This is a genomic window from Chryseobacterium ginsenosidimutans (assembly GCF_024807225.1).
Taxonomy (GTDB): Bacteria; Bacteroidota; Bacteroidia; order Flavobacteriales; family Weeksellaceae; genus Chryseobacterium; species Chryseobacterium ginsenosidimutans.
Map to the genome: position 1 here is coordinate 1,733,761 of NZ_JANUCO010000001.1, position 14,470 is coordinate 1,748,230.

Below are 14,470 nucleotides of genomic sequence, written 5' to 3' on the forward strand. Positions count from 1 at the left end.
TAGAAATTTACGTCTGAAATAAAAAGTGAAAAGTGAATTTTGCTTCGCAAATTGTTTTTTTTAATGTGAAATCAATGATCTATTTGCTCAGCAAAACTCACAAAACACTCTTCTAAAAACAAATTTCATTATGGGTTTGAGATAATCAATGTGGAAGGAATGTCCGATAACCACAGGCTTTTTGTGTCGATCAGGTTTTTCCAGCTTTTGCTGCTGATTAACATCAGATCCTGTGCGTTTAGGAATTCTTTTTCGATCTTTTTCTCGTTATATAAAGTGATATGATTGGGTGCAACTTGTTCGATACTTCTGATGAGTTCTTTTACCTCTATATTATTTCTGATCTGTCCTGCAACATCCAGAATAATAATTTGAGAATTGTTATTATTAATCAGCCTTTTCGCATATTCAAGCAGGTAAAAATCACTTAAATTAAATATCGGGACAAAAACTCTATCCGCAGAAGTGAAGCTTTTTTCAACCAAAACACCAACAGGAATGGTCGCTTTATCCAAAACCTGCAACGTCGCATCGTCGAAAGGGGAATTGTTGAAAATATTGCCTTTTCCTTTTACGGTATTTAATAATTTTTCAGGATTAATGATCTTTGTTGTGAATCCTAATAATCTTCCCAGTAAACTACCTTCGTACATCGATTTTCCAAGCATGATTAAAAGAAGGTCGTAATTTCCTTTGTTGGTAATATTGGTAAGGTCATTTTCAACGTCTGTCGAAGCTTTGAAAAGAGTAGTCACTTCAAGCTGAAGTTCATGTGAAGTTTCAATAACATTTTTAAACTGTTCTTTTTCGAAATCATCAATATCAAAGGCGTGAAGTTCGTCTACAGGAGCGATATTCATTGCGGTCACGCTTTTGTTCCCATTCATTTTTTGAGTCAGATTATTCGCAAGTTTTAATAATGTACTTCCAGATTTTGCGGTTTCAAAAGAGACAAGAACTCTGTATTTTGAATCATTATCATCGTCTTCTTCATCTTCTATCATTGATTTTTTTCCTTTAAAAAGATAGTTAATAAGATCTAGACAAGGTCCTGTCATAAAAGTGGTAAATAATGCCATGATGACCAACATTGTAAATAATTCAGGTCCTAAAACTCCTAAATCATACCCAATATTCAATACAATAAGCTCGGTCAATCCTCTTGTATTCATTAATGCACCAATGGTAAGACTGTCTTTCCAGCTTAGTTTTAAAAATTTTGCAGCAAGTGCGCTTCCAACGAATTTTCCGGTAACGGCAGTTAAAATGATGAAACCTCCTATTTTCCAAAGGTGTGGATCATTTAATAATCCGATTTGCGTTCTTAATCCAGTAAAAACAAAGAAAAGCGGAAGTAATAAAACCAAAGCAACATCTTCTATTTTTTCTATAAAAAGATTTCTGAATTTTACATTATCGGGCATGATCGCACCTGCCATAAATGCTCCGAAAAGCGCATGGATTCCGATAACTTCCGTGGCGTATGATGAGATAATCAATATTAAGAAAAATACGGCAACCAATGCTTTGCTGATGAAACCTTTTCCTTTTTGTGATTCTGCAATTCTAATCAGGAAGGGTCTTACCGCTTTGATCATGATGAAAACGTACAGAATTGCCATCAAAATAACGAATACCGATCCTGAAAAAGATCCCGCTTTTACAACCGCAATAACGGCCGCCAAAATACACCACGCTGTAATATCATCTGCAGCAGCGCAGGTTATCACGACGGTTCCTATTTTTGTTTTATGGAGATTTCTCTCCTGAACAATTCTTGCCAATACAGGAAATGCAGTAATACTCATTGCAATTGCGATAAACAGTGCGAATGAACTGAACTGAATTCCGTCCGGAGCAAATTCTTTATAAATAAAATACGAAAGCCCGACTCCCAAAGCAAATGGAATAATAATACTTGCATGACTGATTACTACTGCATCGTGCGCTTTTTTTCTTAAAACACTTAAATCCAGTTCCATTCCCACGATGTACATGAAGAGAATCAGACCTATCTGACTCAGGAATTGTAAGTTGGGAAGAGATTCTTTCGGGAAAATAAAGGCTGAAAGTTCAGGGAAATAAAGTCCGAAAAGGGAAGGTCCTAAAACAATACCTGCAATCATTTCACCGATTACAGAAGGTTGCTTTAGCTTTACACAAATCCATCCGAAAAGTTTCGCCACCATAATAATAGTAACGATCTGAGCAAGAAGAAGTGCTAAAGGATGATGAAGATTCGTCAGAAATGAATCGGCAAAATTCTCCCACATTGTAGAACCTGTAGCTTTGCTGGGAGCAATATTTTCTCCTATTTCCAATGTTTTTCCTTCAATAAAAAACCAATACATCAGACACGAAAAAAACGCGATGGTACTGAAGTAAAAAATGATATTTTTATATTTCCCCAAGTTCATAATTCCAATATTTTCCGCAAAGTTGATAAGAATATAATTACGATAAATATTTTTTTATTCGAAATGTAACAAATGTCACGAATTATGTAATGAAATGTCAGAATTCTTTAGAAGAAGGATAAATGCACGAAAAATTTACTTTCCAAACCTCTCCATGAGCGAATTTTTATAAGATTCTCCGATGTGCAGCTTTAAAAAAGTCTCGTTTTCTGTGGAGATGGTAGTAATAATTTCGTTGGTAGAAAAAACCTTGATAGAAGATAAAGCGATAATCTCCTTTTTATTGACCTGCGCAAAATCTTTTGACGGAAGCATTTCCAGAAGATTTTTAAAATTTAGATTTTTCAGAACGATGTTTGTTCCGTCATTTAGAATAATATCTTTGTCGCGGCTGTCGATTTCTGAGGTTTTGATATAAGCAATCTGATCTGTAAAAATGATGGTTTTACCTATGTTTGTGTTCCATTCGATAATGTCTTTTTTCTGTGGAGTCTGGAGCAATTCCGCAGCTTTTTCAAATGCTTGAGTAAGCCTTTCTTTTTTGATCGGTTTTCTTACGTAATCGACAACATTTAAGTCAAATGCTTCGGCGGCGTATTCTTTGTAAGCAGTTGTGAAGATGATTTTCTTTGAACCGGAAATGAGTTTCTGCAACCTGTAAACCGTTCATTCCGGGCATTTCAATATCTAAAATACAGACATTACAATCTATCTTTTCAATTTCGCTTAAAAATATTTTAGGATCGTTGAATGCTTTTACAACTTCCACATTGTCAATTTGTTCGCAAAGTAATTTTAAATAGCTGATTGCCAGTAATTCATCATCAAGAATAACGCATTTTATCATAGAATTCTGCTAAATTGATTGTTAATTCTGCCGTGAAGATACCGTTTTTTGAACTTTTCTGGAGTGAATAAAAGTTGTTGTAAATCATTTTCAATCGTTGATCGAGAGACTGACTTCCGAAACCGCTTTTCTCTTTTATCAGCATGTTTTTCAAAGAAGCTTTGTTGCTCACTTTCATTGAAAATATACCTCCTTCAAGTTCCAATTGAATAGAAATAAATGAATCTTGTGCCAGAAAATCGGTGTGTTTAAAGGCGTTTTCAATCAAATCAACAGAAATCAACGGAGCAAAAACTTTCTCTTCGTAAATTTCGTCTGACTTATTAATTTTAGATTTAATTCTGAAATCAAAAAGCGGATTAACCTTGATTTTATTAATCTCAATTAAGCTTAAAGCGAAATTTAATTCTTCTTTCGGACTGACGAATTTGTTGTTGCTTTCGTATAAAATATAGTCTAAAACGTTCGCCAATTTATCCAACGACATGTACGTTTGATACGCGTGCGACTGAACGGAATTTAAAATGTTTTTAAACAAATGTGGGTTCAGTTTTGTGCCGATATGTTCTAGCTGAACTTCATTTAATCTTTGCTGGATTATTTTGTTGGATTCGGAAAGTCTTGCATTTTTTATCTTAAATTTCTGATTTTGGCTAAATAAATAAATGCTTACCGTTAAAAAGAAGAAAATAGCAAATACTCCAATGAATATCAGATAATCTTGAATCATGTAGTAATTGCCTTCCATTGGGTTAGAATGTTTTTACTTGTTTCTTTTTAAACGTCTAGTATTAGCGATGTTATGTTGAACTTGCCGAAGCATTTCAGTAGTTTTATACTTAAGCTTAATAATTTTAACCATTAAGAACATGTAAGTTGTTAAGATTAATTAAGAAAATATCTAAGATATTTTGTAAGGCGTTTTGCTTATTATTTGACAAAGTCAAATTCTTAATTGTTCTTTTTTAAATAGATTTCTAAACTTCTTAATGTTTAAAATAATCTTTTATTTCAATTTTTTCAAAGAATTCAACGTTACATTTTCCTCACATTTTTCATAGGTGATTTCGTACGTCGGATTTTTTTCAGGATAAGTCAAAACATAATCAGGACAAGGTTTTTTCTGAGCGTGACTTTTGTCGAAATCTATTTTTCCTTTTGTAATAATGCTGTCTTTCAAGAATTTTTCGTTGATTTTCAACGTATTCATTTCTGTTTTGAAATTTTCAGAATACTTAAAATCTTTAGAAAGTGTTTCGGCAATAACACGGCTGTTTGGAAGATAACCGCTGCAGCTTGCGCCTTTTTTATTTAAGACAAAAAATACAATGGCAAGTCCCGGAACAAGCCCAATTGCAAAAAATTTGAGTTTTTTCATTAGAAAATTAAAAGATTGATATCATGATAAGTAAGTCCGAAACGATCGCAAATGATTTTCTTTGTATGTCTTCCTTTGTACATGTAAAGACTCTGTTTCATTTCATTTTTGCGAACCAGCATGTTTTCGAAACCGCCTTCTTCGTCGTAATTTAAGATGTAAGAAAGAAAGAAATTGGAGATGGCTTTTGTCGTCGTTCTCGGCATTCTTGAGGTAAGATTCGGAAGTCCGCAATGGATTACACCGTGTTTGATGATGTAAGGATCTTCCATGGTTGTCAGCTCGGAAGTTTCAATCACTTTTCCGTTGTCGATGGTAATATCGATGATGACGCTGCCTTTTTTCATTTTCATGACCATTTCTTCGGTCACGATTGGGGTCATATTTAATCTTGGAAGTGCTCCGATTACCACGTCTGCACGTCTCAAGGCTTTGCTTAATTCTTTCGGATCGATGATCGATGTAGGAAACTCTGCTGTCTACCAACGTGTGAAGTCTTCTCAATTTTGAAAGTGAATTGTCGAAAACTCTTACACTTGCTCCTAAACCGATGGCTGCTTTTGTAGCAAACTCACCCACGATTCCTGCTCCTAAAATCACAACTTCTGCAGGTCTTACTCCTGTAATTCCGCCCAACATTAAGCCGTTTGATAAGGCTAATAATTCGGAAGCGTATAAAACGGAAACTGTTCCTGCAATTTCGCCGATTAATCTTACTAAAGCCAGTTGTTTATATTGGTCAACAATGAATTCGAATGCAATGGCATTGACTTTTTTCTCTGCCAGTTTTAAAAAATAATCTTTATCTCTTAAGTTGATCTGAAGCGCCGAAACCAGATAAGTATTCGGTTTCATATAATCGATTTCTTCTTCTGTGGGAGGATTAACTTTTAAAATTAAATCCTGCGCGAAAGCTTCTTTCGGATCGTTCGTAATTTTCGCTCCTGATTCAGAATACAGCAGATCTGAAAAGAATGAGCCTTGTCCGGCTCCTGCTTCTATGATGATTTCATGACCATGCTCTACCAAAACCTGTACTGCATCGGGTGTGATACAAGCTCTTCTTTCATTCAGACAGGTTTCCTTTGGTACTCCTATGCTGAATTGTTTTCCTTTTTTGATGATCTCCAGTTTTTCTTCCTTCGGCATCAGTTCCTCTTCGGTAAAAGGAGTAAAAATATTTGTCGTACTCATCCTTTAAATTAATTAAATTCTTACAGGTCGTTATTTTACAATCGATTTCAAGAGCAAAGATACATAATATTTAGTCGAAAGTGATTTCTCTGTGGTCTCCGGTGTTGATGATGTTCATTTCGTGGAACTTAAGCCCGTAAAGCTCTTCTTCATACACTTCCGGCCATTCGATAATGCAAAGAAAAGCGTTGTCCAAATACTCTTCAATTCCTATATCGTAGACTTCTTCGAGGTTTTTTAAACGGTAAAGATCAAAGTGATATATTTTTCCTTTCGGTGTATTGTATTCATTAACAATGGAATAGGTTGGGGAATTCACTTCATCCGTACTTTCTAAATTTTTAAGCAAAAACTGGGTAAAAGTGGTTTTTCCTGCGCCAAGATTTCCCTTTAATAAAAGAATGTTGTGTTGGAGTTGCGAAATGACTGTCTCGGCTATATTTTGCCAGTCTTCAATATGATGAATTGTGAACTGCATTTTTAAGCAAAGATAATTAATTGCATTAAATTTTCATCAATAAAAAACCGACTGAAGCGCTTCAATCGGTTTTAATGTAAATAATTAATACCTATTTTTTAATCACTTTCTGAACGAAAGTCTTATCGTTATCAAGCGTTATTTTAAGTAGATAAAGCCCTGAATTGAAGCCTTCCAAAGAGATTTCCTGAACCTGACCTCCTTTGCTGATCAGTTGCCCTGAAATATTGTATAATTCAAAAGATTTTACTTTTTCTTCAGAATCAATTTTCACGACAGAAGTTGTAGGATTCGGATAAATTTTAATTTTATCTTTCGAAATTTCATGGGTAGCAAGAATTATATTGTCTTTGATCTCAAAATTATCAAACGAAAGATCATAATCTCCTGCTGTTCTGTTTGCCACAATTTTTACCTGCACAAACTGATTTTGATACGCTGCCAAAGAATAAGTTTTCTTACTATAATTTCCAGTTCCTGCTTCGTTATTCACTGTTCCTATGGTTGTCCATGATGTTCCGAAGTCCGTTGAAATCTGTACATCAAAATTCCCCCAATCTGTTAACGCGGCGTATGGACTGTTAAAATTACTTTGTTTGTAATAGAAACTCAATTCATAGTTGTTTGTTCCCAAAGGTCCTACTGCAATGGTACTGAATGATCCTGTTGAAATACTTCCGTATATATTTTTATACAAATTCGTGGCAGAATTTCCATTTCCTGTTGCTCCTCTTGCTGTTCCTAATGTGAAAGGATTTCCCCCGTTTATCCAGCCTTCTGGGAAACTTGATGTTAAAAATTCTTCTTTCCATGGAGCAGAAGCAGTAGGAATTGTAGTAAATGTTACCGATTTCCACAGGCTTTTCTCTGTTGAAGAACACAATCTTCTGATCCAGAAATAATACGTTCCGTTTGTAAGCTGAGAAAGATTTACTGAGTTTGTTCCTGAAGGTAAAGTCACAAATGCCGCGGTGTTTGCAGGCGGAGTATTTGTTGTAGTCACAATATATTCATATCCGTTTGTAGGCTGTTGATTGCTTGCATTTGTCCAAGAAATGTTCGCTCCGTTATAGCTTACAGAATTTAAAGTAAGGGAAGAAAGTTCTGTACAAGACGGAATCGGTTCCCAAATTACATCGTCGATATACATGTAAGTATAGGTACCTCCATCAACTCTTCTGATCCCTAAATAATTGGCTGAACCAGTATAATTATTTAAATAAACCGTATATTCCTGATACGTTGTTGTAAGCGGAATTGTTTCGATAATTTCTACGTTTGCAGAGGCTGTATTCCCTGTTAATGCTACAATTTGAAGCTTTGTATCGGTAGAAGTTCTTCTTGCTTTGATGCGTAATCTGTGAGTTCCTGCATTTAAATTGGTTAATTCTGGGCTTACAAGAATTACTTTTGTCGCGGCATCCGTCATTGTTGCGCCGTTTCCGTAAAAACTGATGTTGTTCGGTGTCGAAAATGTGTCAGTTGTTGTTAAACTAATTGTCGGAATTGAGCTGTTATTCGATGTTAAAATTTTTCCCCAACAGTTTGGAAGATTTGTTCCTGAAACAGCATCAAAAGTTTCGTACAATGTTGTCGCCGGAACACAAGCTGTAAAGAGACTTGCCGTGTTTGAATAAGCACTTTCACATTGTGTACTCACATTTTTTCCTCTGATAAAATATTGCGTATTCGGCTGAACTCCTGCTATATTTTGAGATACCGTTGAAGTACCAAAAGTAAATGGCGAACCCGCTATCTGATTAGAAAAATTACTGTCTGTCGCTACTTCGATGATCGTATTAATCGGGTTTGCATTTCCGTTTTCGGAAGCCGACCAGTTGATGTTGAAAGAATTAGAGGTAATGTTTGACGTTGTAATTCCGTTCACCGTAATCGGACAGTTTTTAATAGAACTTGTCAAAGGATTTTGCACATTATACAAAGGCCCGTTTGTACAGTTTGAATTTACAGAATAAATGGTATACGTATATTGATTATTTCCTTTAATCCCGTAATTATAATTGTTTTCAAAGGTCGTATTTGTTCCGTAATAGGCGACATAACTGTTTAACGATGAATTTTCACCTGTCACATAAACTGTTCCGTTTACGGGAGCATTTGGAGTCGTTCCGTTTAGATTTCTTAGAATTAAATATTTATCGGAAACGGGAGAACTCGGTGTGAAAGTTCCGTTAATAATAATTCCGGTGTTTGTTAAGTTTAAATTTGAAGGTTGCGAAGCTGGAATTGTACAGGCAGTCGGTGTTGTCCATGTAAACGTCAAGCCTTGAGAAGGAAGAAAGTTGTAATTAGAAGCAATTCCTGATGACGAATTTGTTGACTGATTAGAATTATTCCAGTTGCTGGTTGCATTTCCGGAAGCTGTTCTGCTGTTGTAATCACTGTTTGATGTTCCTCTTAATCCTACTTTTGTATTCGTTGCACTTGGATTTCCTACAGCAGTCATGTTATAAACGTATCTTACAGTTCCATTTTCATGAAGTCTTGCCTGAAAATTCCAGTCATGATAAGCAGAAGAATTCTGAGTAGAAGCATAAGGTCTGAAATGACTCCATTGTACCACAAATTCGCGGTTTGGCGCATTTCCTACAACCGAATAATCAATCGCACTTGAAACTCCGTTAATATTATAAAAAGACGAAAGATCTGCCGCCAAAGGAGAAATTACTCCTGAATAAGCATTTGTTGAACTTATCGGATCTGAAGCCGTTGTAGTCGTTGCTCCGAAACTTATAAATCCGTTGGCATGAACTTTTATTGAATTAAAATTAGTTCCGTTAAAAGGAAATGAAAAAGGAATAACATTATCTAAAGTATATACATTTTCGTCTAAAAATCCCGTTCCCGAAACAGCCGTTGCCGTTACAATATGGGTAGGATTCGAAAGTGGAGTATAAGTTCCCTGGCTTTGTGCAAAAGAGTAGTAGGAAACTATCTGTGCATTTGAAATATTCCAGCTGGACAGAACCAAAGCTCCGATCAGGCTTAACCTATTTCTGGTTAGTTTTTTAAAAAATCGATTTAAAATCATGCTTAGTGGGTATATTTTACAGCACAAACTTATTATTTTTAATTAGAATTAATAAAAACAAAAGTATGATTTAAATCAACCCCTCAAATGTATGATTTTCCGTTTAATAATGAATGTTTAATAGTGTTTGTGAATGAAAATTAAAGTGGGATTAATTTTAAGAAAAATATACTCAAGCAACATTTTTAGTGACGATAAGTTTTTATAGCTAAAACTTGTTTACCCTTTTTATTGGAAGCTTTTTGACTACGTCGAATTGTACTTTTATTATTTCTAAGGAGCTATTTCCCGCTTTCCATTGCAATCTTTTTTTGCAAAAAAGGATTTTCATTACAATCGGGGCTAAGAATTTGCGACTGTTACAAAAAAAATCAAACCTCACAGGTTTCAAAAACCTGTGAGGTTTAAATCCAAAATATTTCTCACCCCATAATTTCAAAAATAATTAAAAATAAAGTCATTTATAATCAAAATTTTATTAAAATTTAAAATTTGAAGTCTGTTTTTCAGCACTAAAATTTACATTAAATGCCTATTTTTGCAACATGATTTCCAAGCAGACCATAGATAAAATATTCTCAACAATCCGGGTAGAGGAGATTGTTGGCGAATATGTGCAGTTGAAAAGGGCAGGGTCTAATTTTAAAGGACTCAGTCCGTTTCATGATGAAAAATCACCAAGTTTTGTAGTTTCACCAAGTAAACAGATCTGGAAAGATTTCTCGACAGGCAAAGGAGGAACGGCGATTTCTTTTTTAATGGAGATCGAAAATTTCACATATCCGGAAGCACTTCGTCACGCTGCGAAAAAGTATGGAATTGAGATTGAAGAAGATCAACGCGAATATTCAGAAGAAGCAAAAAATGCACAGTCTGAAAGAGATTTATTATACAAAATCCATGAAATTGCGAATGAGTATTTCCAAAATTTTCTTTGGGAAGTTGAAGAAGGAAAATCGATTGGATTGTCTTATTTTAAAGAGCGTGAACTTCGGGACGATATTATCAGAAAATTCCAGTTGGGATATTCTCCGGAAAAGAAAAATTCTTTTACCGAATTTGCCATTGAAAAAGGATATTCAAAGGAAATATTAGAAAAATCGGGATTATCAATTTTCCCTGAAAATGCTCCCAACGGAATCGATCGTTTCCGTGAAAGAGTCATGTTCCCGATTCACAGTTTTTCGGGTCGAGTTCTTGGTTTTGGCGCGAGAATTCTTAAAAATAATGTCAAAACGGCGAAATATCTCAACTCGCCGGAAACCGAAATTTATCATAAATCCAATGTTCTTTACGGATTAAACCAAGGAAAACAGGCAATTTCAAGAAAAAATATCTGTCTTTTGGTGGAAGGATATATGGACGTGATTTCGCTTCATATGTCCGGAATTGAAAATGTGGTGGCGAGTTCCGGAACTTCTTTAACAACGGAACAGATCAAGCTAATAAAGAGATTAACGGAAAACGTGACCATACTTTTTGATGGTGACAATGCCGGAATTAAAGCGAGTTTCCGAAGCATAGATATGCTGTTGACGGAAGGAATGAACATTCGTGTTCTTCTGTTTCCGGATGGTGACGATCCCGATTCTTTTGCCAGAAAACATCCGCAGGAATATGTAGAAAAATTCATCGAAAATGAGGCGATGGATTTTATTGATTTTAAAGCTGAAATTCTTTTAAAAGAAGTCGGAAATGACCCGATAAAAAAAGCTGAAGCGATCCGAGATATCGTAAAATCGGTTGGTTTTGTTCAGAATGCTTTAAAAAGAGAGGTTTATCTTAAGCAGGTTTCCAATAAATTCGGATTGTCTGAGCAGAGTTTATTCAACGAACTGGATGTTCAGAGACAGGTAACACAAAATCAGACGCAACACGTTCAGCAGCAGAAGGAAAATGCAGCTCCCGTTAAAATGGAGATTGTGCCTTTGGATGAGGAAAAAGCCGATCCGTTTTTGTTTGAAGTTTTGTTTATGGAGAATAAATTGGTCGATCATATGTTGATGTTTGGCGATATTGTTTTAAAAAGAACGGATGATAATAACGGCGAATATCAAATTACCGTTATTGAAGAGATTTTGCATCATTTTGACGAAGAACAGTACGAGTTTTTAGTAAAAGGAAACGAAATCATCATCAATCAGGTAAAAGAAGGAATTCAGAATGATGAGCTTCGAAGCGGAAACTTTTTTGTAACTTTTATGGACGAACAAATTACCACAAAAGTCGTAGATGCATTGCTTCCTTTGGATGATCTTGAAAACTGGGCTTCCAGAAATATATTTCCGCCAAATTATGGGGATAAAATTGCCGACCAGGTAAAAGGTGATGTCTTGCTACACAAATACAGATATATTGATTATTTAATAAAAGAAACGGCAAGCGAACTGGATAAATACAGCGATTCTGATCAGGTGAAATATTATGAGCTGATCCAGAAAATTACGTTATTAAAACAAGCTTCCATACGACTAAGCGATATCATTGAATATTCTCCTATCAAAGGAATTTATGTGAACCGGAAAAGATAATTACAGACAAACTGTTTAATTATTACCGCTTGTCTGTGACAAAAAGTCCTATAAAATTTTAGGAATAAAAGTTGTAAATTAAACTTCGTAAAATGTAATAATACACAATAGAAATATGGACATTAAAAAAGAATTCAGAGATTTCTCTGTAAAGCATTTAGGAAATAACGGTTTAGTTACCGATCAGTATATGGGAATGTATGGTCCAACAAATCTTACTCCATATATCATGGAAGAAAGAAGATTAAACGTAGCTCAGATGGACGTTTTCTCTCGTTTGATGATGGACAGAATCATTTTCCTGGGAACAGGAATCGACGATCAGGTTGCTAATATTGTGACGGCACAGCTTTTATTCTTAGAAAGTGCAGATCCTTCAAAAGACATCCAGATTTATATCAATTCTCCTGGTGGAAGCGTTTACGCCGGTTTAGGAATTTATGACACGATGCAGATCATTAAGCCTGATGTTGCGACAATCTGTACAGGTATCGCTGCTTCAATGGGGGCAGTTTTATTGGTTGCAGGTGAAAAAGGTAAACGTTCTGCACTTAAGCATTCAAGAGTAATGATTCACCAACCTTCAGGAGGTGCTCAAGGAGTTGCTTCTGACATGGAAATCAACTTGAGAGAGATGTTGAAGCTTAAAAAAGAATTGTATGACATTATTTCAGATCATTCTGGTCAGACTTACGAATGGGTAGAAAAAGCGTCAGACAGAGATTATTGGATGACTTCTACCGAAGCAAAAGAATACGGAATGGTAGACGAAGTTTTACAGAGATCAAAAGAGAAAAAATAATTTTCTTGAAAGAATAATACAAAACGCATCAATTTATTTTGATGCGTTTTTTTGTGCACAAATTTGAATAAAAACTGATAAGCCAAATAGTGGATAAAAAGCCTGCATGTCATTTCGACGAAGGAAAAATATAAATTTAATATTTCTCTCATTTACCCATAGAGTTACAATGATTTCATAATTCAATTTCTACAGAATGAGCCTGAATTTCTACGAAATGATAAAGTGGGTGATCTTGTAATATCGTTGAAAGAATGACAAACGCCATAGCCCGGATTGCAGCGACATCCTTTTTTTGCGAGGGCTTGAAAAAAGCGGTGGCGAAAAAGATATAGCGGAAAGCCGGAAACAGCTCCTTATAAAAAATTAAAATACAATTATCATTGCATTCAAGATAAGTTTACAATCAATAACTACTTTCGCATCCAATAAAAGTAAACATGAAAAAAATCTTGTTGCCTCTACTTGCTTTCATTTCTTTGACGGCATGTAATAATGATGAAAATACGACCAATCAGGATATTAATTATTCTAAACTTCCACAGGAATTTCCTTTTTCAAGCTTAATGACTTTGAATGGAGTGAATATTATTAACGGAGGTTTCGGTTCGGGAGCTACAGCGCATCCAACCAGAAAAGGAGAATTTTATGTCATCACAGACCGTGGTCCGAATGTAGCGTATTCAAACGGAATTAAAATCTTGGTTCCGAATTTTACGCCGACCATTATGCATTTCAAAATCAATGCTGAAGGAAATATTGAAGTTATCAAATATATTAAGCTTAAAAACCCTTCCGGACAACCTATTACAGGTCTTCCAAACCCTGTAGGAATGGGAAGTACGGGGGAAGTTGCTTATGCTGCAGACGGAAGTGTTTTGGGAACAGATAATTACGGATTAGACAGCGAAAGTATTGTGGCTGCAGCAGACGGAACTTTCTGGGTTTCTGATGAATACGGTCCTCACATCGTTCATTACAATGCAGAAGGAGTGGAATTGGAGAGAATCAGTCCGATTGGAGTCAATACAGGGACTAGAAAACTTCCTGCCGTTTTTGCGAAAAGAAGACCCAACCGAGGAATGGAAGGAATGTGTATGACACCGGACGGAAAAATGCTGGTAGGTACAATGCAGTCGACCATGTATGTTCCGTCAAAAGCTTTGGCGACGAATACTACGTTAACGAGAATTGTAACATTTGATCTGGCAACGGGACAAACAAAACAATATTTATATAAACAAGATGGCGGAGCTTCAGATTCTGTTTGCGACATCACGCCAATCAGCAATACTGAGTTTTTAGTCATTGAAAGAGACGGAAATTTCGGTTCTGTTGGCGGACTTAAAAAAGTGTACAGAATCAATCTTGCAGGAGCTTCTGATGTTTCAGGGACAGATTTAACAGCCGTAGACGGAATGAAAATCAACGGAAAAACGCTTGAGCAATCTACTTGGGCTGAGCTAAGTACAGCAGGATTTTCACCTGTTCCTAAAACTTTAGCAGTTGATTTGGTCGCAAAAATTGGTTACGAACACGATAAATTCGAAGGAATTGTTTATTTAGGAAATAATAAACTGGCAGTTTTCAATGATGATGATTTTGGTGTTGCAGACGACGGAAACGGAAACCCGAAAACGAAAATTCTTCCTAAAACCGGGAAGCAAGACAAAGGAACTATGTATATAGTCGATATTCAATAATTAGATTTTGTAAAAAAGGGGCGGCATCAAAGATGCCGCCGCTTTTGTTTTTATATGCTTTTGTTTCC

10 protein-coding genes and 1 pseudogene are annotated in these 14,470 nt (G+C 35.5%); 3 read left to right on the forward strand and 8 right to left on the reverse strand.

Features of this window, described 5'->3' with window-relative positions; genetic code table 11:
• Window positions 1-128 precede the first annotated feature (128 nt).
• The 8 genes and pseudogenes from J3D55_RS08380 to J3D55_RS08415 all read right to left on the reverse strand — a co-directional run bounded on the left by J3D55_RS08380 (window position 129) and on the right by J3D55_RS08415 (window position 9,366).
• Window positions 129-2,417 (reverse strand): cation:proton antiporter, encoded by a 2,289-nt coding sequence (locus J3D55_RS08380; RefSeq protein WP_374759470.1) that lies wholly within the window; start codon window positions 2,415-2,417, stop codon window positions 129-131.
• 135 nt (window positions 2,418-2,552) lie between these two features.
• Entirely contained in the window at window positions 2,553-3,071 is a 519-nt protein-coding gene (locus tag J3D55_RS08385; RefSeq protein WP_259130318.1) for a LytR/AlgR family response regulator transcription factor, read from the reverse strand.
• Window positions 2,995-3,264, reverse strand: a complete 270-nt coding sequence (locus tag J3D55_RS08390; protein ID WP_259130319.1) for a LytR/AlgR family response regulator transcription factor — start codon at window positions 3,262-3,264, stop codon at window positions 2,995-2,997. Before J3D55_RS08390 ends, J3D55_RS08385 begins: the two co-directional genes overlap by 77 nt.
• Complete coding sequence (locus J3D55_RS08395; protein ID WP_259130321.1) at window positions 3,242-4,012, reverse strand: histidine kinase; 771 nt, start codon at window positions 4,010-4,012, stop codon at window positions 3,242-3,244. Before J3D55_RS08395 ends, J3D55_RS08390 begins: the two co-directional genes overlap by 23 nt.
• Window positions 4,013-4,270: 258 nt before the next feature.
• Window positions 4,271-4,642 carry a hypothetical protein gene (locus tag J3D55_RS08400; RefSeq protein WP_259130323.1) on the reverse strand — a complete coding sequence of 124 codons (372 nt, stop codon included), beginning with the start codon at window positions 4,640-4,642 and terminating at the stop codon, window positions 4,271-4,273.
• Window positions 4,642-5,836: pseudogene (locus J3D55_RS08405) on the reverse strand (alanine dehydrogenase). Before J3D55_RS08405 ends, J3D55_RS08400 begins: the two are co-directional and overlap by 1 nt.
• 70 nt (window positions 5,837-5,906) lie before the next feature.
• Window positions 5,907-6,314 (reverse strand): tRNA (adenosine(37)-N6)-threonylcarbamoyltransferase complex ATPase subunit type 1 TsaE, encoded by a 408-nt coding sequence (gene tsaE, locus J3D55_RS08410; RefSeq protein ID WP_259130325.1) that lies wholly within the window; start codon window positions 6,312-6,314, stop codon window positions 5,907-5,909.
• Window positions 6,315-6,405: 91 nt separating this feature from the next.
• Window positions 6,406-9,366, reverse strand: coding sequence for an NIDO-like domain-containing protein (locus J3D55_RS08415; RefSeq protein WP_259130327.1), 2,961 nt, complete (start codon window positions 9,364-9,366; stop codon window positions 6,406-6,408).
• A gap of 545 nt (window positions 9,367-9,911) precedes the next feature.
• Between J3D55_RS08415 and dnaG the strand changes: the two genes are divergently transcribed.
• The 3 genes from dnaG (at window position 9,912) to J3D55_RS08430 (ending at window position 14,402) form a co-directional block, all read left to right on the forward strand.
• Window positions 9,912-11,897 (forward strand): DNA primase, encoded by a 1,986-nt coding sequence (gene dnaG, locus J3D55_RS08420; protein WP_259130328.1) that lies wholly within the window; start codon window positions 9,912-9,914, stop codon window positions 11,895-11,897.
• A gap of 115 nt (window positions 11,898-12,012) precedes the next feature.
• Window positions 12,013-12,699: an ATP-dependent Clp endopeptidase proteolytic subunit ClpP gene (clpP, locus tag J3D55_RS08425; protein ID WP_259130331.1), complete on the forward strand. Its 687-nt coding sequence runs from the start codon at window positions 12,013-12,015 to the stop codon at window positions 12,697-12,699.
• Window positions 12,700-13,139: 440 nt separating this feature from the next.
• Complete coding sequence (locus tag J3D55_RS08430) at window positions 13,140-14,402, forward strand: esterase-like activity of phytase family protein (protein ID WP_259130332.1); 1,263 nt, start codon at window positions 13,140-13,142, stop codon at window positions 14,400-14,402.
• Window positions 14,403-14,470: the final 68 nt, after the last annotated feature.